Source organism: Mycobacteroides salmoniphilum (assembly GCF_004924335.1).
Taxonomy (GTDB): domain Bacteria; phylum Actinomycetota; class Actinomycetes; order Mycobacteriales; family Mycobacteriaceae; genus Mycobacterium; species Mycobacterium salmoniphilum.
On the sequence record NZ_CP024633.1, the window covers coordinates 2345749 to 2367543 of the forward strand.

Below are 21795 nucleotides of genomic sequence, written 5' to 3' on the forward strand. Positions count from 1 at the left end.
ATAGCCAACCGCGGGGCAACGCGCAGTGCTTACCCGAGTTTCAGCTCGGCGCGCCGGTATCGAGTGTTTCCAGCACCACTTCGGCAACCCGCTTCATGGTGGTGCGGCGGTCCATCGCGGCGCGTTGGATCCATTTGAACGCCTCGGGTTCGGTGAGGCCCTGGGTTGACTGCAGGACGCCCTTGGCGCGCTCGACAAGCTTGCGGGTCTCCAGCCGGTCAGCCAGGGTCTGAACTTCCTTCTCCAGCGCGGTGAGCTCGCCAAAACGGCTCACGGCGACCTCGATGGCAGGCACCAGGTCGGTCTTGGAGAACGGCTTCACCAGGTAGGCCATGGCGCCCGCGTCGCGGGCCTTCTCCACGAGGTCGCGTTGGCTGAATGCGGTGAGGATCACGATCGGGGCGATGCGCTTGGCGGCGATCTCCGACGCGGCGTCGATGCCATCCCGGCGCGGCATCTTCACGTCCATGATGACCAGATCCGGTTTGAGCTCTTCGGCGAGGTCGACGGCTTCCTGCCCGTCCCCGGCCTGACCTACCACGTCATAGCCCTCCTCTTGGAGCATCTCGACCAGGTCGAGGCGGATGAGGGCTTCGTCTTCGGCGACGAGCACGCGGTGCGCGGGTGCCGCCGGTTCGGTGTTCTGAGGGCCGGTCATGGCGACCATTGTGACGCATGTGGTCGCATGTACGGCGATACCCTGGTGAAAGTGATGTACCCCATCCCTTAAGGTTGGAGATCGCGCGACTGGCCGCTGGTCACCAAAACGGCAGTAACGCGTTGCCCTCGTATCCCAACTGGCAGAGGAAACGGATTCAAAACCCGTGCAGTGTGAGTTCGAATCTCACCGAGGGCACCACGAACTGCCGCGATGATGCTTTGATTCCCCGCATGAAGCGAGCAACTGTCGGCATGCTGATGTTTGTGGTGTCTGCCTCTGCCGTCGCGGCGTGCCAGACGTCGTCGGGCATCACCCGGATATCGGAGCCATCGTCGGCAACTGCCACCACGAAGACCTTCTCCGCGTCGACTATCCCCAGGTCGACATCCGTCTCCCCCACTACCAACGCGGACGCGGATGACCCGGCCAAGCGCATCCGCGACACGTTCCGAAGCCTGCAGAACCCCGTCATCGCCGCGACGAAGGACGGCACCGGCAGCTATGAGATCCCGGTTCCACCCCAACCCTCAGTGGCAAAGCCGGCGGCCTACATCGCGGCGCTGTGCACCGGCGGCCCGGCGGTCAACATCTCGTTCGACGGCACTCCGGTGCCCGGCGGCGGAATCTGTGGAGACGACCCCGGAAAGCCAGGAATTATTGTGATGCTTCTCGCTGTCAATGCCGACCCGACAACCCCCCACACGATCAGGGTGCAGGGAGCTGCCGGTCAGCACAGCTGGGTATCCATGGCCTACGGCCAGATGTACTGAGCTCAGTGGCTCAGCAGCTCAACGTCTAGCCGACGTCGGTGCAGGTGACTCCGGGGTTCTCGCAGTCGGAACCGGTCTGTCCGGGTGCGCTGACCCAGCCGCCGTCGTCGTCATGTCCGGGGGCGATGTTGGATTCGGGTGGGTTGTTGTCGGATCCACAGACCACCCAGGCGTTCTCACACTGAGCACCCGCACCACCGGGCAGGTAGCCCCAGCCGCTGTTTCCGTCGTCGCCCGGCTGATCGACCAAGGATCCGTGCGAGGGCGAGTTGGGCGCGCCCGGAACCGGAGGTGCCGGAGACGGGTCGGCCGACGCCACCACCGCTCCGAATCCAACGAACGCAGCAGCCACGACGCCAACCGCAGGCGCCACGACAAGACGAGTGAATGAGTTCATGGGCACCTCTTCAAAGGGCGGATAAATACAGGACAAATGTACTCCCACACACAGCTTTTGCAGATGATCTTGGTAGGAACCGCACACCATGTCTAACCCCTGGGCGATGCCGCACGCGATACCGCTTCACGTGCTAATACTGGCAATCATGACCCTCGCCACACTCGTCGATATCCACGAGATCACCGAGCTCAAGTACCGCTATGCCCGCACTTTGGACAACAAACTATGGGACGAGTTCGCGGACACGCTCACCGAAGATGTTCAGGCGACGTACGGAACCGCGGTACACGGCGCGCCCCTCGAGTTCACCTCGCGCACAGGTGTTGTCGACTACATGCGGTCATCGCTGACGACCGATATCACCAGCGTGCACACCATGAGTCATCCCGAGATTCAGGTCGACGGCGACATCGCGACCGGCAGCTGGGCCATGAGTGATGTCGTCATCGTGCCGGCGCACAGCGTCCTCATCACCGGAACCTCGTACTACACCGACCGCTACCGCCGCGATACGGACGGGAAATGGCGGATCAGCTACATCTCCTATTACCGCCTCTACGAGGCCATGCAAAACACCAAGGACATCGGGTTCAACCTGATTGCGAACCGCTGGTCGCAGTAGCGCCGAGAACCGGGTACCCTATCGCCGGGTCTGGAGACATCCGTACTCCACATAGCTGGCTAAGGAGGGACCGGTGCGCTGCCGCTTGTGCGACTCGACCGAGCTGCTCAGCGTCGTCGATCTGGGTGCCACCCCGCCATGCCAGAAGTTTCTGCACACCGACGAGCTGGATCTGCCGGAGCCCACCTATCCTCTGCACCTGAGGCTGTGCCGGGATTGCATGTTGCTGCAAATTCCCGCGCTGATTAGCCCCGAAGACAACTTCACCGAATACGCCTACTTTTCGTCGTATTCCGACAGCTGGGTTGACCACGCGCACTCCTACGTCACCAACTCTATTGCGCGACTGGGACTTTCCCCGGACAGCGTCGACGACTTCATGATCGAGGTAGCCAGCAACGACGGCTATCTGCTTCAGCACGCGGTCGCCGCGGGTATCCGCTGCCTCGGTATCGAGCCCTCAGTAAATGTCGGGCACGCCGCGCGCGACAAAGGCGTTCCGACGCTGACGGCCTTCCTCGACGAGGACACCGCCGCCCGTGTCCGCGCCGAACACGGTCCCGCCCGCCTGGTCGCTGCGAACAATGTGTACGCGCACATCCCCGATCTGCGCGGGTTCACACGTGCTCTGCGCGGGCTCGTTGCCGATGATGGTTGGGTGAGCATCGAGGTGCATCACGCGCTCAACCTCATCGAGCTTGGCCAGTTTGACACCATCTACCACGAGCACTTCCAGTACTACACCGTGTTGGCGGCCCAAAGAGCCCTTGCTGTAGGCGATCTCGAAGTGGTCGATGTCGAACTCCTTGATACGCACGGTGGTTCGATAAGGGTCTGGGCACGCCCTCGCGAGTGCGGGCCCGAGATCGCAGCATCGGTCGCCGAGGTCCTGGAACTGGAACGGCGGGCGGGTCTGCACGAACTGTCTGGCTATGAACGATTCCGTGCGACGACCGAACGAATCCGCTTGGAACTCCTGCAGTTTCTCCTCACCTGTAAGGCCGAAGGCAAGACCGTCGTCGGCTACGGCGCACCTGGCAAGGGCAATACCCTGCTGAACTACTGCGGCATCCGCACCGACCTTCTTGCCTATACCGTCGACCGGAATCCCTATAAACAGGGCATGTTCAGTCCCGGCACGCGCATCCCGGTGTACTCCCCCGGGCGTATCGACGAAGACAAACCCGATGTGGTGCTGGTGCTCCCATGGAACCTGGAAGCCGAGATCACCAATCAATTGCGGCATATCGGCGAGTGGGGCGGAAAGCTTGTCTATCCCCTGCCCCAGCTGCATGTCGTGGAACCGCACGTTGAGCCCGAAGGAGCATCGGTATGAAGGTCGTGCTTTTCTGCGGCGGCTTCGGAATGCGCATGCGCAACGACGCCGGCGATGTGATTCCGAAGCCCCTCCAGATGGTCGGACCACGGCCGCTCATCTGGCACGTGATGAAATACTATGCGTACCACGGGCATAAAGAATTTATTCTGTGTCTGGGTTACGGCGCCGAAGCCATCAAGGACTTCTTTCTCGGCTACAACGAGGCGCAGTCCAACGATTTCGTCTTGGCTGAAGGTCAGGTGCGGCTGTTGAAATCGGATATCGCGGATTGGACGATTACGTTCGCCGACACCGGCGCCGAATCGCCTATCGGTGAACGGCTTCGACGCGTCCGCCACCACCTCGGCGACGATCGCTACTTCCTTGCCAACTACGCCGACGTTCTCACCAACGCTCCCCTTGATGATCTGGTGGCCAAGTTCCAGGATTCCGGAGCCGCCGCGTCCATGCTGCTGGTTCCGCCGCAATCTTCCTTCCACACCGTGGATGTGAACGAGGGCGGATCCATCACCGATATCACCGCCGTCTCCAAGCTCGACATGTGGGAGAACGGCGGCTACTTCGTGCTGTCCCAAGATGTCTTCGACTATCTGCCCGCGGGCGGCGACCTGGTCGAGGATGCCTGCGGGTCGCTGGCCAAAGAGGGCAGGATGTTCGGCTACAAGTTCAGCGGGTTCTGGAAGCCGGCCGACACCTTCAAGGAACGTGCCGAGCTCGACGAGGGTTATCGCAAGGGCGTGCGCCCGTGGATGGTCTGGGAGCAGGAGCCCGCCACCACGTGATTGAACTCAGCACCGGATCTGTCGATGAAATCGCGCTCCTGGCAGCGCATTGCGACGATATCGCGATCGGTATGGGCGGCACGCTGCTGACCATGGCCACCCGCCGGCCCGGCTTACGGGTGCGGGCCCTCGCGCTGACCGGCGGCGGAACCGAGCGGGAGTCCGAGGAGCGGGCCGCGTTGGCGGCACTGTGTCCCGGCGCGGAAGTGACCATCGACGTGCTCGACTTTCCGGATGGGCGCGGCCCCGCGCATTGGAACCAGATCAAGGATGCCCTGACCGCCTTTCGCCGTAAGTCCGCGGCCTCGGTGGTCTTTGCTCCGCAGCGCCACGACGCCCATCAGGACCACCGGCTGCTGGCGACCCTGGCACCCACCGAATTTCGGGATCATCTGATCCTCGGCTACGAGATCATCAAGTGGGAGACGGACACCCCGACACCGACCGTGTTTCAGCCGCTCAGCGATGAGATCGCCCGCAGCAAGGCTGATCTCATCTACACGCACTATCCGTCGCAGCGACCGCATGATTGGTTTGACCACGAGACATTTCTCGCGTTGGCACGAGTGCGCGGTGTGCAGTGCCGCCACCGGTACGCCGAAGCGTTTGTACTGGAGAAAGCCACGATCTCTATAGGAGCAGCGCAGTGAAGGTTCTCATCACCGGCCATCAGGGCTATCTCGGTACCGTGATGTCGCAGATGGCCGCCGAGGCCGGTCACGAGGTGGTTGGTCTGGATTCGGGGCTATTCGCCGATTGTGTGCTGGGCCCGGCGCTCGTGGAACCGCCGTCCATTGCGGTCGACCTTCGTGATGTCACGGTCGATCAGCTGGCCGGCTTCGATGCGGTGATTCACTTGGCAGCGCTCTCGAACGATCCGCTCGGCGCGCTGGCGCCGGACCTTACCTACGACATCAACCATCACGCGTCGGTGCGGCTGGCGCAGCTGGCCAAGGACGCCGGAGTGGGCCGCTACCTCTACGCCTCGACGTGTTCGGTGTACGGGTCGGCGGGCGATGATCTGGTCACCGAGAACGCTCCCCTGAAACCCTTGACTCCGTACGCGGAAAGCAAGGTTCGCGTCGAGGACGATGTCGCGGCGATCGCCGACTCTGGTTTCTCCCCGGTGTTCCTGCGCAACGCCACAGCATTCGGATACTCACCCAGGCTTCGCGCCGATATCGTGCTGAACAACCTCGTCGGCAACGCCGTTATCACCGGTGAGGTCCGGGTACTCTCGGACGGAACACCCTGGCGCCCTTTGGTACACGCCCGCGACATCGGCTCCGCGTTCCTCGAGTGCCTCACGGCACCTCAGGACGTGATTCACTGCGCGGCGTTCAACGTCGGCACCGAGGAGAACAACCAGACGGTCGCACAGATCGCGGAGGCGGCCGTCTCCGCCGTACCCAACTCGACCCTGACCATCACGGGCGAGACGGGCGCAGATCCTCGCTCCTATCGCGTCGACTTCTCCGCGATCCGAGCCGCACTGCCCGGTTACCACGCGCAATGGTCGATCGAGGCGGGCGCCAAAGAGCTCTACGAGCAGTGCGTGGCCGGCAACCTCACCGAATCGATGTTCCGCCAGTCCTTCACGCGACTCGCCCACCTGAAGAGTCTGCGTGAATCGGGAGCAGTTGACGACACGCTGCGACCGGTCACCCGGTGAGCCGGTCAGCTTCCGGTCAACGCGGCCCAACTGCCGGCGGCAGCATCCTTGGCGCTGATGACGGTGACCGGAAGTGGCCAGTCGATGCCGAGCTGGGGATCGTCATGGGCGACCGAGACATCCTCGGCGGGGTCGTGCGGCCGGTCGATGCGATAACAGAGGTCGGCCCACTCTGTCAGCGCTTGATGGCCATGCAGTACGCCGGCCGGGACGAATAGGTGTTTGAAGGTGGAATCGTCGAGAGTGAAGCTCTGCCAACGTCCGAAGGTCGGTGACGGGTGTCGCGCGTCGACCAGCACATCGAAGACGGCGCCGCGCGCACAGCGGATGAGCTTGCTTTCCCCCTTGCCGGAACGTCCGTGTAGACCACGTAATACGCCCTGGCGTGAACGTGATTGGGAGTCCTGCAGAAAGTCGGCGGCCCGCGTTGCCGCACCGGCAGCAAGCTGGTACTCGTCGAAAGTCGTGGCGTCGAATGTCCGGGTGAAGAACCCACGATCGTCCTGGTATGGCGTGGGCTCCATCAGCAGTACGCCGTCGATTTCGGTGGTGTGGATACGCACTCCGCCATACTGCCGTACTGCGGAAAGATTGTGGTGCCAACGGTGATCAGGTGTCGTTATTGCCGCGGCCAGGCGCTGCACCGGGTGTTGGACCTGGGAGCCGTACCCGCCGCTGATTACTTCCCCTCCGCTTCCAGCGCACCCACGAAGGACGCTCTACATCCGCTGGCCATGGTGCTGTGCACGGACTGCGCGCTCGCGCAGCTCGAGATCGACGATACCGACACCGAGGAGCCGCGGGCCGTGGAGCCGCAAGCCCTGCGGGACCAGGCTGCCGACGCGGTTGGCCGAGCGGAAGCCGCCGGGCTCCTCACGGGACGCACCGTGTACGAGTTCACCAGCCCTCACGGTGGCAGCTGGCTGAACCTCCTTGTTCCCAAAGGATTTGAGATCGCAGCTACTGAGCCCGCAGATCTGGTGCTGGACAGCTTCGGCATGATGCACGACCGGGATCAGGCCGATGCGATCGGTATGCGCGCCCGCCGCACCAGCGCCGAGGGTGTTTTGCTTCTTCAATTCCATTCGATAGCGACCATCTTGAGGTCGGGCCAGTGGAACTCGCTGCGGCACGGACATTTTGCGTACTACTCCCTGACCGTGCTGCGCCGAATGCTCGCCGACGTGGGTATGTCCGTGGTGGCGGTATGGGAGTTCGACTTGTACGGCGGCACCCTGCTGGTGGCGGCGCGGCATGGTGAGCATCCCGCTCCGCCTTCCGTGGAGCAGGTCCTGGCCCGGGAGAAGGCGCACGGCGCTGAGAATTCGGGCGGCTTTGTCCGGCTGCAGCACGAGGTGGACGAGCAGGTGCAGCGCCTCACCCACTGGCTTGACGAACGGCGTGCGTCCGGACAGACGGTGTATGCGTATGGGGCACCGTCCCGGGCGGTGGCGCTGTTTCACCGGGCAGGATTGACGACGAAATCGGTAGTGGCGGTCGCCGATGCGTCTGTAGCCAAACAGGGGCGACGTATGCCCGGAACCGATATTCCGATCGTGTCCCCCGCCGATCTGGTGGCTGCCGATCCAGCCCACGTGCTGCTGACCCTGCCGGATCTGTATGCAGAAGTGCGCCTGCGCTTTCCGGAGCTGGAGGGCCGTTGGATGACCGGGCTGTGTTAACGCAGTAACGCGGTCGCGAGCGCCGGACTGAACTGTCCCCCGGGTGCGTCGGGGGCGGCGCCACAGGGGCCGTTCGAGCTGCCCGGCGCGAGAATCCAGAGGTTCATGTCCAGACCGTCGGGGCGCCCCAGCACCGCGGGCGGTGTCCCGAGGATGCGGCCTGCCGGGTTGCACCAGTCAAAATTCCAGTCCGGGTTGCCATTCTGCGAGGTGTCGACGACATAGCGTGGATCGGGGACACCGAACCACTGTTGCAATGCCGCTCTGATGCGTTGCGCGTACGCGGTGATCTCGAAGGTCGGCGCGAACGATGAGACGTTGACGGAGTACCCCACGCGATCGGAGATCCCGACCTTGGCGAGCAGGGCCGCCATCCGCTCCGGAGTCACCGAACCCGATGAGGTTCCTGCGTCGACGTAGACGCGCGTGTTGGGATTCCGCGCCGAGAAGGTGGCCACCACATACCGGAGGGAATCGATTCGATCGCTAAAATCAGTGCCCTCCAGGGATTGCCGATCCGCGAACCACAGGGCGTCGGGCTCGACGATCAGCACCAGCCGGGCGTCCGTCACGAGCGCGGATACTCGGTCGACCCAGGCTCGGTATACCTGGGGCGTGACCGCGTGGTGAGGCCCCGAGAAGCCGTCATCACGATCCGGAATGTTGTACAGCACCAATTGTGCGGTGCCGCCGGTATCTCGTGCCCGCGTCACGATGTCGCCGATGTTTCGGCTGTCGTCCTCGTCATTGCCGGTGGCCCACATCGCAATCGGGTACCGCGCGATGCGATCCCGGATTGCCGCCGCCCGCGCGTCACCGGGGTGGTCGCGTACCCACCACTGCACGTCGAGAGCGTTGGGCACCAGCGGACCCGTATCGAGCCGGCGTGCCGCCGTGTCTGCCGCATCGCGATTCTCGAACTTGCTGGAGTCGCGTGTCAGCACCACCGCAGCTATCAGAATCAACACGGTGAGCGCCGCCGCGCACAGCCACTCTGGACGGCGGCGTCGCACTACTGCCTCACCGGTCACAGCGGGGAACGATACAGACCTGTTGAGCTCTACACTTGGCCCGTGCCCCACACCGGTCCAGCGCCCGCGCCCGTGCGCGTCCTGGCCATCGGCCCGGCCCCGGCGAGTCCCGAGAGTCGCGGCGGCATGGCAACCGTCATGGCGCACATGGCGGCATTGACTGACCCCTCGGTGACGGTGCGGGTGGTGCCCACCTATGTGGACGCCGCACGGTGGCGTTGGTTGTGGGTGGGCGTGCGCGGAATGATCGTGTCGTCATGGTTTGTCCTCACCGGGCACGTCGACGTTCTGCACGTCCATCTCGGCCATGGCGGCAGTGTGGCCCGCAAAGCAATGCCCCTGTGGGCCGCGCGCCTCCGCGGCATACCGGCACTCATCCATGCCCACAGCTTCGACTTCGCCGGGTGGTACCGCGAGCAGCGAGGCGCGGTGCAACGTGGTGTGCGATGGGGATTACGCGCCGACCGGTGGATCATCCTGGGGCGTGACCTCGCCGATGAGTACACCGCGTGCCTGCAGCTCGACCCGTCACGGGTGTCCGTCCTGCGCAATCCGGTGCGCATCCCCGAACAGGCCGCGTCCACGTGCGGCGACCGCTTGACGGCGGTAAGCCTGGGCAGGCTCGGTCACCGCAAGGGCACGTACGACGTCATCCGGGCGGCATCTGTACTGGCACCGGAGATTCGCGCAGCACTGCACATCCACCTTGCCGGCGATGGCGAAGTGGAACAGGCGCGCACCGCCGTCGCATCGGCCGGTGTCGCGGACGTGATCACCGTGCACGGCTGGCTGGATGCGGCGGCAGGCGCCGAATTGCTCAGTGGTGCGGACATCTTCGTGCTCCCCAGCTATGCCGAGGGGCTGCCCATGGCGCTGTTGGAGGCCATGGCCTCGGCGGTCGCGGTCATCACCTCACCGGTCGGATCGATTGCCGAGGTCGTACGCAACGGTGAGAACGGCCTGCTGGTGACTCCCGGCGATATCGATGCCCTGGCCAGGGCCCTCAGCCGGCTGACCACAGATCAGAAGGAGCGTCGCAGGCTGGGGGCCGCCGGGCGTGAGACGGTGCGTGGTCTCGATATCGCCGAGTGGGAGACGCAGCTAGTGCGGACGTGGAAGCTGCTCGCAGATCGCTAGAAGCCTGGCCGCGGCGTGATGTGCGGCGAAGTTCTGCGCGTAATGCTCGTGTGCGGCTGCGCCGAGGCTCTCGGCGACGACGGGATCCGCATGGCGGTCGAACGCCGCGGTGAGACCGGCGGTGTCATCACGGCCCAATGCCGCCTCACCGGGCGGTTGGAACTCCGGCAATGCACCCTCGGTGGAGACGATGACGTTCACCCCCAGCTGCATGGAGAGCGTCTGCACCCCGCTCTGGGAGGCCTGCCGGTAGTGCACAACCGAGGCCTTGGCTTCTGAAAGAGGTTGCAGCACATCGCTGTAGCTGTATGGGCCACGGATCCACCGGACTGATTCCGGCAGGGCGCGCGTGATGTCACCGTCCCCGATCAGCACCAGATGATCGCCGCGCCAGGCCGGGCCCGCGACATGGGCCTGCCACGCGCGCAGGATGAGGTCGACATTCTTGTACCCGTTGAGCCGGCCGATCAGGACGAAGTCCCGACGCCGGCTCGCGGGAACGAAGGCTGGCACACGCTGCGGATCGAGATCACTCGTAAGCGGAACCACCCCGACCGGCGATGAGGCGTCGGCGGTGATGTTCCGCGCCACATAGTCGCTGAACGCCACGCGATGAGCCGCGTTCGCCTCCCAGCGGCGAAACGCTCTGCGCCGCCATCGCGACACCTCCTCGGAAGCGTCGTGCGGCCGATCGTCGTGGACAAGCAGCACGCGCGGCAGGCCCGCGCCGAACATCTGCCAACGGGGATCGCGGACAAGCTCGGTGATCACCACATCGGGCCGGAAGGCCCGGACTCTCGGCACCGCGCGTACCCAGGATGCCCACCCGGCGGGATCCTTGAGCGAGGGCTCCAGCACCAGCTCATAGTCCCGCGCCGGATCGGATTCCGGATGCTGATCGGAGGTCACCAACAGCACCGAAGCGCCCTGACTGCGCAGGGCCTCGGCGTGCACGCGCGCCAACGGGCGCATCCAGGGCGACAGCCAAAGGATTCGCATCTGGTCTCAGCCCTTGTGCACCGCGGTAAAGGCTTCCTCGTACGAGTCTGCCATCGTCTCGATCGTGTACAGATCGCGCATGCGGTCAAAGCCGTTGCGTCCCAGGGCTGTCAAACGTTCGGGCCCAGTCAGGACGTCCCTGAGCGCGGCGCGCCACGACGGTACGTCGATGGGGTCGACGACCATGCCGCTGCCGTCGTCGAGCATGTCCGGGACCGAGCACACCGCGGAGCCGATGACCGGTACGGCGCGCGCCATCGCTTCGAGGATCACCAGCGGAAAGGCCTCACTTCGGCTGGGCACGCAGAGCACATCGCAATCGGCCAGCGCATGCTCGGGTCCCGGAGACCAACCCCGCCAATGCACACGGTCGCGCACCGCCTCGGGAGTGAGTGCTTCCAGTCGTTGACGATCGGGTCCGTCTCCGAAGATGGAGAGCTGCCAATCATATTCGGCCAATCCGGCCAGCGCCTCCACCAGCAGGTGCGGATTCTTGTGCTCAACAATGCGGGACAACATCACGAAACGCAACGGGCCGTCCGGTGTCCTGCGCTCGGGTGCGTCACCGGGAAGGTCGCGGCGGCGGACAACCCCATTGGGGGCGGTGAAGAAACGTGTACCCACCCGCTGATGTGCCGACACCTCTTCCCAGTGTCTGCGCGACAGTGCGATAAAGCCATCGGACCGGCTCATCGCCGCCGCGAGTGGCACCGAGTATGTGCCGGTCTTCAGCTCGGGCGGGATATGAGCCGCCACAAGCCACTTGCGATGCCGTCCCGCCGCGCGCCATAGCGTCGCGGATCCGGTCTCCGTGTTGGTGTCTCCCGACACCAGGATCGCGGGTCCGGGGGCAGTCTCAAAGGTGGGACACCACCAGGGCTGGCGCACCACACGCACAGTCGGCGGGATCTCGGCCACCAACGGACCGAGTCGCTGCATGCACGCGATGGTTACGGAGTAGCCACGCCGGTCCAATTCGGTGGCCAGCAATACGTGCTGGCGTTCGGCTCCCCCGTACACCAGCCGATTCGTGGTCAGAATTACCGATGGGCGTCCCCCGCTGGCGCTGATCCGCGTCGTGCGCGCGCGACGGGCACCGGGCTGCACCCGGTCCAGCATGGATGTCCCGGCCAGGTAGAGATCGGCCGTCCGCACACCCTTCGAGTGTTCTAGTGTCAGTGCGATATTGGCCCTCAGCAGATCGTCGGAACGGATGCCGCGCTGCCGATCTCCGGCGACTGTCCCCTTGGCACTGTGCGTGACGCCGGGTTCATCGACAAGAACCAGTCGCCATCCCGCTGACCGCGCACGGAGCTGCCAGTCGGCTTCCTCGCCGTAGAGGAAGAACTCCTCATCGAAACCGCCGATCTCATTCCAGGCCCGCCGATTGACCAATAGGCAGGCGCCCGTGAGGTATCCGTCCACGTCGGTGGGGCGCGTCCCGTACAGCTCCGAGATCGCGCGGCCGCGCAACGCCGGCGCGTAGCCCGCGCGTGACACCAGCGCCCGCAGCAAGCTGGGAGCGCGATGTCCGTTATCCCACGGGGACTCGCCGGGAAGAGGGGTGGCAGGGACTATCGGCGGCGCGGCCGCGGCCACCCCCGCATCGAGCGTGACCCGGGCGCGGGTCTGCGTGAGCGGCCCCGTCACGATCGCATCGGGGTTCAGTAGCAGCAGATGTGCGCCCGGCGCGAAGTCTGCCAATCTGTTCACCGCAGAGGCGAATCCCAGATTGTGGTCCGTGCCATACCAGTGCACGTCCGGGTAGGCCGCCCGAACCGCCTCCATTCCCGGGTAGTCCGGTCCTGAGTTATCCCACACGTGCACCGGCAGATCGCCGAGATGTTCGTGACAGGACCGCAGGCAGTCCTCGAGCAGATCCGGTCGGCGGAACGCCACGATGCACACCGCGATACCCCCGTGCACCTCACTGACCCGAGGGGCCGGCAAGTAGGCCCGGTCGAGCTCCCTATGTCTTTTCCTAGCCATGTCGATCACCCATCAGAGGCCTCCTTGCGGAGTACTTCCCGGACATCTCGCAGATGTACGGGGCCCGCCCACAGGGTCACCACCACATACACGCCGGCGGCGATGGTGGCGGCGATCAACTCGTGCATCCACTGCGCGGCAAGCAGGAGCGTGCCCACTGCCGCCGCCGTTGGTATGGCCAACCGCAGCAAGAACATCCACGGCGTGCGATAGCCCGTACAGGTGGTCAGCCTGATGGTGGCGGCAACCAAGCCCACCACCTCACTGGCCACCAGCGCGATCGCCGCACCCAGAGAGCCCAGGTGAGGGATGAGCAGAACATTGAGAACGATGTTGCCGGCGAGATTGAAGACATTGAGGCGCAGCAGAAACGATTGATGATGCGCTGCGAACAGCGCCTGACTGACGGTGCCGGTCAGGAAGGTCAGGCCGACCGCGACCAGGAGCAACGGCATCACCAGATTCGATTTGTCCACGAACTGTTCGGTACCCAGGAGTGCGACGAGATCTCGGCCCACAAAGAAGCCGACGACCGCGACCGGAACCGCGATGGCCAGCATCAATCCCATAGAACGCTCGATGAACGCCGCGAAGCGCTCACGCGATGACGCGAACAGTCCCGTCATCGTGGACAGAGTGGCGCCCAAGAAGAAATTCCCCACCAGCGACAGGGTGAACGCGGTCTGGTATGCCAGGCCATAACGGCCTACCTCTGCGGGTGTGCTCAAGAGACTGAGTATCACGCCATCGATGCGCCAGTAGAGGACGCCGATAATGAGCACCATTGTCTGCGGCAGGCTTTCGCGTACCAGGACCCAGGTCTCTTTCGCAGACACGACGATTCGCAGCGGGGTGATCCGATGTGCCGCGATACCTTGAATCAAAAGCAGCGCGGCCGGTGCCGCCACCTGGGGCAACGCATACCAAACGTGCGCCGCACCAACAGTTACCAGGATGATCGTCACCACGAGCATCGCTACCCGCGATAGCGTGTCCGCCAGCGCCACCGCGGAGAACCGGACCGAGGCCATGAATATCGGGTTGAGGCAGCTCGACAATGTGGTCAGGGTGAGGCTCGCGCTGACGATCAGCAGCATCGACTGCACCTCGGGCTGATCCGCGTAGATCAGCCAGCCCGACAGGGCGGCCACGGCGGCAAGCGGGAGGCAATAGCTGAGTGAGAAGGCCAGATTGATACCGACCAACCGCTGCAGGCTTCCGGAACCCGCGGAGACACGCCGGACTATCACCACACCGATACCCAGCTCCGTCAGGCTGGTCCACAGTCCGATGAAGAAGATCGCGGAATTGAGATGCCCGTAGGACTCCGGGCCCAGCGCACGCGTGGTCAGCGCGATCGCGACGATGGACGTGATCGTCCCCAGTATCCGGCCACCCAGCTGCCATGCGATAGCACTGGCAATGCGCCGTCCAGATGCCGGCTCGGTAACAGGTGATCCATCGGTGCGCTCCGGCGTCATGTGCTACCTTGCGCCGACACGGGATGGGAACAATGCAACGACGACTGCACGCGTATGTGGCTTTGCCGCACGGCGTTTCGGCTTCGCAATGGGAGGTCAGGAACGGCGCTGATGAGGTGCCGGACCGGGCGCCCTACGGACTGCATCGATTGGCCAACTACGGCGTGACGCCGACATTCAGCGAGTTCTCGTTCGGGCGCCGCCTCGAGCGCGTGGCCGGTCACATTCGTTATCGCACCGGTGATCTGGAAATCCTGGAGGTCATAGCCGACAGGGCGGCACGACGTGCGAGCGATGTCGTGTTCTGTTACGACGAGCGTACCGGTGTACCCGCGGCGGCCGCGGCGTCCATCCGGATGAGCCCACCGGTGGTGACCGGAGTCGGATGGCTTACCGAGCCCGCAGATTTTCCGCCGGTTCATCGCGGGCTGGCGCGCCACGCGCTGGCGCGTAGTGCCGCGGTTTTTTCGCAGTCCCCCCCGCAGGTCGAACTGCTGTCGCGCTCCTGGGGTGTCGACGATTCGCGGCTGCATTTCGCACCCGTGGGTATCGATACCGACTTCTATCGAGCACAACCGTGGGAGAGCACGGCCACTCCCCTGGTCGTCAGCGCGGGCGAGGATGTTCACCGGGATCACGCGCTCCTTGTCCAGGGGGTTCTGACCGCCCGTGAACGTTGCCCAGGCCTCACACTCGAGTTGGCTACCGCGCTGCCGGTCAGCGCGCCACCCGGGGTGGTCACGCTGCATACCGAGCGTCTCTACGGACGAATGCGCGATCTGTATCGTCGATCCACCGTGGTGGCGATCGCGGTACGCCCGGATGTGATTACCGGTTCGGGCCTGACGGTCGCTCTTGAGGCCATGGCCAGCGGGCGCCCGGTAATTATGACGGACAATCCGGGGATAGCGCATTACGTCCGGCACAACGTCGACGGCATCCTGGTACCGCCGGGTGACCCCGATGCGTTCGCCCGGGCGATTGCGGACCTGGTGTGCGATCCCGACCGCGCCCGCGCCCTCGGACAGGCGGGGGCGCAGCGGGTGCGGGCGGAGTTCAGCTCCGAACGAATGGCTGAGCATTTTGCGAGCATTATGCATGGGGTTTAGCTACGACGCCTGCCAGGACCGTGCGGGCCCGACCGTGGCCTTCCGCAACCGCAGGATGGACGCCGGCCCCTGCACCAGATATCGCCGGGCCATGCGCCGCGGTTCACGGCCCAACCGATAGGACCACTCCAGTCCGCAGCGCTGCATCCATTCCGGAGCTCGCGCGGCGGCACCGGCAAGAAAGTCCGCGGATGCGCCGAAGGCCAACAGGACCGCGGCGCCGGTGGTCACGCCGTGGTCTGCAATCCACAGTTCCTGCAGAGGCTTTCCGAGCCCCACCACCAGCACATCGGCGCCCGCGGCAGCGATGTCACGCGCCAGGGCCTCGCTGCGACCCGGGTCGGTGAGATCGAGGCGATCGGGCGCCCACCATCCAGCGATCTCAAGGCCCGGATAGCGTTCGTCGAGCACCGCGCGCAGCCGATCATGCATCTGCGGTAGTCCACCCAGGAATCCGACGCGCCGACCGGTGCGTGTTGCCTGTTCGAGGACCAGCGGCAAGAGGTCGGCTCCGGTGATCCGTGGCCAGTTCTGCCGCGTCCTGACGCGGGCACGCGCCACGATCGGTGCTCCGTCGGCAAGCATCAACCAATCCAGCTGCGGCCCGAGCTCCGCACAATCCGGGTTCGCACGACCAGCGCCGAAGTGATGCAGATGGTCCAAATTCACCGAGCCAACCACCAGCGGACGATCAGCAGACGTTGAGACACGCTGTGCGACGGCGGCGAGGACATCCCGGGCTGAGCAAAGATCCACCGTCACCTGGGAGATCGTCACTCTCAGCGGAGAGCCCAACGCTTCTGTCGACACGGCGGACAGCCTAGCGTCGGTGATTCCATACGGCGGGCAAGTGTGGGTTATCCTCGTGACCAATAACGCTGGTTATGGGGACGGCGCGCCTGCTGCGAATAGTCCGGACGATAGCGAGAGTCGGAGCACCCGTGAACGTCAACGACCTGGTCAGACGGATCTTGAACCGGCGAATCGCGCTGCTTGTGGTGGCCCTGTTGGTGTGCGGAGCAGGCGCCTACGGATACACCACGGGAGTCACCGTTCGCGCGTCCACGGCCTCGGCCGTCGTCATACCGCCTCCGACATACTCCTCGACCGGTGACACCCTGGGCGCAAACCCCATGCTGAATCTCTCGCCGGAGAAGGCGCAGCTCGCCGGCATCCTCGCCACCTCGATGTCCAGCCAGCCCGCGCAGGCCGCCATTGCGGCCGCCGCCCCGGGCGTGGATTACAAGGTCTCCAACACCATTGACCTTGGGCCGAGCAATCAACAACCGTCGCCTCAGGTGTCGATCCTGGTGCTGTGCAGCGCCACGTCCGACTGCCAGGCAGGCGCGGCGGCGCTCCTGGACGTTGCTCGCGACAATCTGGTGAAGCTCCAGGTGGGCGCTTCTGTCTCACCCGAGAACTGGGCCAGCCTCACGGTTCTGCAAGATCCCACCGCACCCGTCGTGATGTCCAACAGCGCGATCAAATCGGCAGGCTCCATGGCCGTCGCCGCACTGCTGGCGGGACTCATCGGGCTCCTGATGTACGACGCGGTTGCGGCACGCCGTCGCAAAGAAAAGTCTGCTGAGACTCCGACCAAGACCAAGGCCCGGGCGAAGACTCCGACCACACCCGCAGCGGACGAGCCGCCCCCCGAGGCCACACCGATCGAGGAACCGGCGCCGGCGAGCGCAAGCGGCAACGGTCAGGCCGTGGCAAACAGCCCGACGTCCATGATCATCGACGATGATCTGGACAACGTCGAGATCGACGACGAGGCACTCGCCCAAGCGGTGCTGAACTGGACTCCGCCCCGACTCACCGATTTCCGTAGCTGGCATGACGACAAGCCTTCCTCGGACCGCTAGCCCAGGCGCCGTGGCGTCCGGTCGCGGACTGGACGCCGTCACATTCACGGCCGCGGCATTGATCGTGCTGCTGAGCACCCGGCAGGTCTACGCGGTCTATGCGTTGAAGGGACTGAGCCCTGCCCAGGTCGCGCTGATTCTCACCGGCGCGCTGGGCGCCTATTGGGTGCTCTCGGGGCATCGCCTTACCCTCGGTGCCCGAGGGCTTTCCCTCGCGATCCTGGCTTCCCTCCTGGCGACGGTGGTGTCGTTCAACGTCGTGACCACACGCGTCCTGCCGCACCTGGCCCTGATACAGGCCGGGCAGGGTATCGCCGCTTTCGCGGTGACGGTAACCGCGCTCATCGGCTTCATCTTTCTCTTCGCCGCCCATCCCGAGAGCTCCGCGCGCACCATCGAGATCTTGCTGAAGGCACTCGTCATCGGCGGTGCCATCACCGCGGCCCTGGCCCTGGTGCAGTTCGCGACCAGCCTCGACCTCGCGGCGATGATCCGGATTCCCGGCATCATGAAGTTTGGCGATACCGGTGTCGCACATGGGATTGTCCGTGAAGGTGTCGTCCGCGCGCAGGGCGCGGCCGCCCATGCCCTGGAGCTCAGCGCGGTGCTGACCACCATCGCCCCCATTGGGGTCGCGCTCGTGTACAGCGCCAAGGCGGCCGGCAGAAGGACCTGGCCATGGGCCGTGCTGACCATCGTGATGATCGCGGGTTCCGTGGTGACGGTATCTCGATCGGCCTTCATCGGATTGGCGGCGGCCATTCTCGTGATGTCGTGGCGGTGGCCGGTACGCCGCCTCGCCGGGTTGCTGTGCGCCGCTGTGGGTGCGGCGGCAGTCGCCGCGGTGAGCGGGCTCGGCGTCTTCGACGCGATCATCAGTACCTTCATGGGCAGCGCTGATGATCCGTCGCTGCAATCGCGCGCGCGGGGAATCGACTATGTGATGTCGCATTGGACAGAGCACTTCTGGCTGGGACAAGGGTCGTTCACGTATCCGCTCGGGCCCGAGCAGCCGGTTCTCGACAACGAATACCTCAGCCGTCTCATCGAGGGTGGCATCCTGGGCCTGCTGACCCTGATCGTCCTGATGATCACGGCGATCATCTACGCCGCCGGTGCGCGCAATCGCTGCCAGGACGCGCCCACTACGGAGTTGATCAATGGTGTGCTGGGCGGACTCGTCGCGCTCACCGTCGTCGGCTCTGTGCTGGATGTATCTGCTTTCCAACAAATTTCGATGATTCGGTGGCTGCTGATCGTGCTCGCGGGTGCGGCGTGGGCACTGGTAAGACGCCACCAGAAAGTAGCGGCGTGACGCACCGGGGATTCGATCATTCGAACGCATGGCAGGCCCGCCTCCACGATGCGGTGCCGGGTGGCGCGCACACCTACGCGCGCGGCGCCGACCAATACCCCGTGGGCATGGCGCCGGTGCTGACTCATGGGTCGGGCGCCCGAGTGTGGGATGTCGACGGCAATTCCTATGTCGAGTACGGCATGGGGCTGCGTGCCATAACCCTCGGACATGCCTACGCCCCCATCGTCGAATCCGTTCGTGAAACTCTGGACCGGGGAGTGAGTTTCAGCCGCCCAACGGTGCTGGAGGCCGAAGCCGCCGAGGATTTTCTGCGCACCGTGCCGACCGCCGACATGGTCAAGTTCGCCAAGAACGGGTCGGATGTGACCACTGCGGCCATCCGCCTCGCCCGCGCCGTGACCGGACGTACCGTGGTCGCGGCTTGCCGGCAGCCGTTCTTCTCGACGGACGACTGGTTCATCGGCACCACCGAGATGAACGCGGGCATCCCGAAAGCTGCGACGGATGACATCGTCAGATTCAACTACAATGATCTCGCCACTCTGACAACACTTTTCGACCGGTATCAGGGTGAGATTGCCTGCGTCATCATGGAGGCCGCCAGTGCTGCGGCCGAGCCCGAGCCCGGGTTCCTGGAATCCGTGCGGGCGCTCTGTACCGATCGGGGTGCACTGCTGGTGTTCGACGAAATTATCACCGGATTCCGGTGGTCGCGAGCGGGTGCCCAGGCGGTCTACGGGGTCACCCCGGATCTGTCGTGCTGGGGCAAGGCGATGGGAAATGGTTTCGCGATCGCCGCGCTTGCCGGAAAACGTGACTACATGGAACGCGGTGGGCTGCGGACCGACGATCCCCGGACATTTCTGTTATCGACCACCAACGGACCGGAAGCGGTGGGACTGGCCGCGTTTCGTGCGGTGGTGCGGTCCTACCGTGACGATGCCCCGGTCCGCGCGATGGAGGCCGCGGGCCGCAGTCTTGCCGAGGGTGTCGCCGATATCACGATGGCATTTGGTGTGGGCGAATATATCCGCACCGTTGGCCGGTCGTCATGTCTCACCTTTACGAGCCTCGATCCGGACGGACGGCCGTCGCAGTCCTATCGCGCACTGCTGTTGCAGGAACTCCTGCGACGCGGTGTGTTGGGGCAGTCCTTTGTGATCTCCGCCGCACACACGGCGTCCGATATCGAGGTGACCCTGGATGCGGTGCGGGGCGCCGCCGAGATATACCGGCGCGCTCTCGATGCGGGCAGCACCGACGGATTCCTGCTGGGTCCGGCCGTGGCGCCGGCATTGCGCTCCCACGCCGCGCCCCGGCGGATCCCCTAACGTCGGCCTTCTTGTGGGTTCACGCGTTTACCGCCCCGCGTTCGTCTCGTTGGCGTATTAGTAAATGTGGCCCGTATCGCGTTGATCTCGGATAGCAACTACTACTACGCTGCGTCGTAGGAGGTGGCGATGAACGCCCTGGATGTATCCCGATGGCAATTCGGCATCACCACCGTGTACCACTTCATCTTGGTGCCGTTGACCATTGGGCTTGCACCGCTGCTGGCCATCATGCAGACAGCGTGGGTCGTCACCGGCAACAACGCCTGGTACCGCCTCACCCGGTTCTTCGGCAAGCTGTTCCTCATCAACTTCGCGTTGGGTGTAGCCACGGGCATCGTGCAGGAATTCCAGTTCGGGATGAACTGGAGTGAGTACTCCCGCTTCGTGGGCGACGTGTTTGGCGCTCCCCTAGCTCTCGAAGGGCTCGTGGCCTTCTTTCTGGAGTCAACCTTCCTGGGTTTATGGATATTTGGATGGACGCGCCTGCCCAAGCTGGTGCACCTCGGGTGCATCTGGATGGTGGCGATCGGCGTCAATGCCTCGGCCTTCTTCATCATTGCCGCCAACTCATTCATGCAGCACCCGGTGGGTGCCATCTACAACCCGGGAACCGGTCGGGCCGAGCTGACCAGCATCACCGAGCTCCTCACCAACAACACAGCCTTGGCCGCCGTTCCGCACACCATCGCCGGATCCTTGCTCACGGCAGGAACATTCGTCGCCGGCATCTGTGGCTGGTGGATGGTCCGTTCGCATAAGCTCGGCACTCTGGAGGACGCGCGCACGATGTACCGGCCCGCCGCGATTGGCGCGTGTGCGGTCATGATCCTGTCCGGGGTCGGCCTGGCATTCACCGGTGACGTTCAGGGCAAGCTGATGTTCCAGCAGCAGCCCATGAAGATGGCCTCGGCCGAATCCCTGTGTTACACCGAGAAAGACCCCAAGTTCTCGGTATTGACCGTGGGCACCCACAACAACTGCGCCAGCGTCGTACACGCCATCTCCGTTCCCTATGTCCTGCCGTTCCTGGCCGAGGGAAAGTTCAGCGACGTCACCCTCAAAGGGGTGGAAGACCTGCAGAAGGAATACGAGCAGAAATTCGGCCCGCGTAACTATCGCCCGAATCTCTTTGTCACCTACTGGGCCTTTCGCGCGATGATCGGACTGGCTGCGGGATCTGCCGTGCTGGCATTGGCGGGACTCTGGGTCACCCGGCGCGGACGGATCCCGAATCAGCGGTGGTTCGCCTGGCTGTCAATCTTGGCCATTCCGACCCCCTTTCTGGCCAACAGCGCCGGGTGGGTGTTCACCGAGATGGGGCGACAACCCTGGGTGGTTGCCCCCAATCCCACCGGGGTGGAACAGATCCGGCTTACCGTAGACGTGGCGGTCTCCCACCATTCCGCGGCGACGGTGTGGCTGTCCCTCGTCACGTTCACCCTGCTCTACGGTTCGCTGGGTGTGGTGTGGTTCTGGCTCATCCGCCGTTACACCATCGAAGGGCCTCTCGAACACGACACCGAGCCCGCAGCACCCGTCACCGATGACGACAGCCTCAAACCGCTGTCCTTCGCCTACTAGCCCAGCCTGTCGCGTAAGGA

General features: G+C 64.5%; 21 protein-coding genes and 1 tRNA gene. 14 read left to right on the forward strand and 8 right to left on the reverse strand.

The window, feature by feature from the left end; all coding sequences use genetic code 11:
• Nucleotides 1-40: 40 nt before the first annotated feature.
• Nucleotides 41-658, reverse strand: coding sequence for an ANTAR domain-containing response regulator (locus DSM43276_RS11580; protein ID WP_078330003.1), 618 nt, complete (start codon nt 656-658; stop codon nt 41-43).
• Nucleotides 659-782: 124 nt separating this feature from the next.
• On the opposite strand from DSM43276_RS11580, the gene DSM43276_RS11585 reads away from it, so the two are divergent.
• Both DSM43276_RS11585 and DSM43276_RS11590 read left to right on the forward strand, forming a co-directional pair.
• Nucleotides 783-859: transfer RNA gene (locus DSM43276_RS11585), tRNA-Leu, on the forward strand.
• 32 nt (nt 860-891) lie between these two features.
• Nucleotides 892-1431: a hypothetical protein gene (locus tag DSM43276_RS11590; RefSeq protein ID WP_136629054.1), complete on the forward strand. Its 540-nt coding sequence runs from the start codon at nt 892-894 to the stop codon at nt 1429-1431.
• Between the two features lie 25 nt (nt 1432-1456).
• Here DSM43276_RS11590 and DSM43276_RS11595 read toward each other — a convergent pair whose 3' ends face one another.
• Nucleotides 1457-1828, reverse strand: coding sequence for a hypothetical protein (locus DSM43276_RS11595; protein WP_078329969.1), 372 nt, complete (start codon nt 1826-1828; stop codon nt 1457-1459).
• Nucleotides 1829-1976: 148 nt separating this feature from the next.
• Between DSM43276_RS11595 and DSM43276_RS11600 the strand changes: the two genes are divergently transcribed.
• The 5 genes from DSM43276_RS11600 to DSM43276_RS11620 all read left to right on the forward strand — a co-directional run bounded on the left by DSM43276_RS11600 (nt 1977) and on the right by DSM43276_RS11620 (nt 6246).
• Nucleotides 1977-2453, forward strand: coding sequence for a nuclear transport factor 2 family protein (locus DSM43276_RS11600; RefSeq protein WP_078329968.1), 477 nt, complete (start codon nt 1977-1979; stop codon nt 2451-2453).
• A 73-nt stretch (nt 2454-2526) separates the two neighbouring features.
• A complete protein-coding gene (locus DSM43276_RS11605) occupies nt 2527-3789 on the forward strand; it encodes a class I SAM-dependent methyltransferase (protein WP_078329967.1) in 1263 nt (420 codons plus the stop codon).
• On the forward strand, nt 3786-4574 hold the full coding sequence (locus tag DSM43276_RS11610) for a glycosyltransferase family protein (RefSeq protein WP_078326948.1): 789 nt from the start codon (nt 3786-3788) through the stop codon (nt 4572-4574). The genes DSM43276_RS11605 and DSM43276_RS11610 overlap by 4 nt, the downstream gene beginning before the upstream one ends.
• Complete coding sequence (locus DSM43276_RS11615; RefSeq protein ID WP_078329966.1) at nt 4571-5224, forward strand: PIG-L deacetylase family protein; 654 nt, start codon at nt 4571-4573, stop codon at nt 5222-5224. The genes DSM43276_RS11610 and DSM43276_RS11615 overlap by 4 nt, the downstream gene beginning before the upstream one ends.
• A complete protein-coding gene (locus DSM43276_RS11620; protein WP_078329965.1) occupies nt 5221-6246 on the forward strand; it encodes an NAD-dependent epimerase/dehydratase family protein in 1026 nt (341 codons plus the stop codon). Before DSM43276_RS11615 ends, DSM43276_RS11620 begins: the two co-directional genes overlap by 4 nt.
• 5 nt (nt 6247-6251) lie before the next feature.
• Here the strand turns inward: DSM43276_RS11620 and rfbC are convergent, their stop codons facing one another.
• The gene (rfbC, locus tag DSM43276_RS11625) at nt 6252-6809 is read right to left on the reverse strand and encodes a dTDP-4-dehydrorhamnose 3,5-epimerase (protein ID WP_078329964.1); all 558 of its coding nucleotides are present in this window, start codon (nt 6807-6809) and stop codon (nt 6252-6254) included.
• Between the two features lie 42 nt (nt 6810-6851).
• Between rfbC and DSM43276_RS11630 the strand changes: the two genes are divergently transcribed.
• Nucleotides 6852-7928, forward strand: coding sequence for a class I SAM-dependent methyltransferase (locus DSM43276_RS11630; protein WP_078330002.1), 1077 nt, complete (start codon nt 6852-6854; stop codon nt 7926-7928).
• Here DSM43276_RS11630 and DSM43276_RS11635 read toward each other — a convergent pair.
• Nucleotides 7925-8959 carry a glycoside hydrolase family 6 protein gene (locus DSM43276_RS11635; RefSeq protein WP_157896042.1) on the reverse strand — a complete coding sequence of 345 codons (1035 nt, stop codon included), beginning with the start codon at nt 8957-8959 and terminating at the stop codon, nt 7925-7927. The two genes, DSM43276_RS11630 and DSM43276_RS11635, sit on opposite strands and share 4 nt — an antisense overlap.
• Before the next feature lie 42 nt (nt 8960-9001).
• Here DSM43276_RS11635 and DSM43276_RS11640 point away from each other — a divergent pair, with 42 nt between their 5' ends.
• Nucleotides 9002-10096 (forward strand): glycosyltransferase family 4 protein, encoded by a 1095-nt coding sequence (locus DSM43276_RS11640; RefSeq protein WP_136629056.1) that lies wholly within the window; start codon nt 9002-9004, stop codon nt 10094-10096.
• Here the strand turns inward: DSM43276_RS11640 and DSM43276_RS11645 are convergent.
• Genes DSM43276_RS11645 through DSM43276_RS11655 form a run of 3 tightly spaced genes read right to left on the reverse strand, consistent with a single transcriptional unit; the run spans nt 10061 to nt 14565 of the window.
• Nucleotides 10061-11089 (reverse strand): glycosyltransferase family 4 protein, encoded by a 1029-nt coding sequence (locus tag DSM43276_RS11645; RefSeq protein WP_211196767.1) that lies wholly within the window; start codon nt 11087-11089, stop codon nt 10061-10063. The two genes, DSM43276_RS11640 and DSM43276_RS11645, sit on opposite strands and share 36 nt — an antisense overlap.
• Nucleotides 11090-11101: 12 nt before the next feature.
• Nucleotides 11102-13084: a glycosyltransferase gene (locus tag DSM43276_RS11650; protein ID WP_078330000.1), complete on the reverse strand. Its 1983-nt coding sequence runs from the start codon at nt 13082-13084 to the stop codon at nt 11102-11104.
• Nucleotides 13085-13089: 5 nt separating this feature from the next.
• The gene (locus tag DSM43276_RS11655; protein WP_078329961.1) at nt 13090-14565 is read right to left on the reverse strand and encodes a flippase; all 1476 of its coding nucleotides are present in this window, start codon (nt 14563-14565) and stop codon (nt 13090-13092) included.
• 32 nt (nt 14566-14597) lie between these two features.
• Between DSM43276_RS11655 and DSM43276_RS11660 the strand changes: the two genes are divergently transcribed.
• Nucleotides 14598-15674, forward strand: coding sequence for a glycosyltransferase family 4 protein (locus DSM43276_RS11660; RefSeq protein WP_078329960.1), 1077 nt, complete (start codon nt 14598-14600; stop codon nt 15672-15674).
• Here DSM43276_RS11660 and DSM43276_RS11665 read toward each other — a convergent pair whose 3' ends face one another.
• Nucleotides 15675-16484: a WecB/TagA/CpsF family glycosyltransferase gene (locus DSM43276_RS11665; protein ID WP_078329959.1), complete on the reverse strand. Its 810-nt coding sequence runs from the start codon at nt 16482-16484 to the stop codon at nt 15675-15677.
• 131 nt (nt 16485-16615) lie between these two features.
• On the opposite strand from DSM43276_RS11665, the gene DSM43276_RS11670 reads away from it, so the two are divergent.
• The 4 genes from DSM43276_RS11670 to DSM43276_RS11685 all read left to right on the forward strand — a co-directional run bounded on the left by DSM43276_RS11670 (nt 16616) and on the right by DSM43276_RS11685 (nt 21775).
• On the forward strand, nt 16616-17542 hold the full coding sequence (locus DSM43276_RS11670; RefSeq protein ID WP_078329958.1) for a hypothetical protein: 927 nt from the start codon (nt 16616-16618) through the stop codon (nt 17540-17542).
• A gap of 10 nt (nt 17543-17552) precedes the next feature.
• A complete protein-coding gene (locus DSM43276_RS11675; RefSeq protein WP_157896041.1) occupies nt 17553-18857 on the forward strand; it encodes an O-antigen ligase family protein in 1305 nt (434 codons plus the stop codon).
• Nucleotides 18854-20191, forward strand: coding sequence for a glutamate-1-semialdehyde 2,1-aminomutase (locus DSM43276_RS11680; RefSeq protein WP_078329956.1), 1338 nt, complete (start codon nt 18854-18856; stop codon nt 20189-20191). Before DSM43276_RS11675 ends, DSM43276_RS11680 begins: the two co-directional genes overlap by 4 nt.
• 129 nt (nt 20192-20320) lie before the next feature.
• Nucleotides 20321-21775: a cytochrome ubiquinol oxidase subunit I gene (locus tag DSM43276_RS11685; protein ID WP_078329955.1), complete on the forward strand. Its 1455-nt coding sequence runs from the start codon at nt 20321-20323 to the stop codon at nt 21773-21775.
• Nucleotides 21776-21795: the final 20 nt, after the last annotated feature.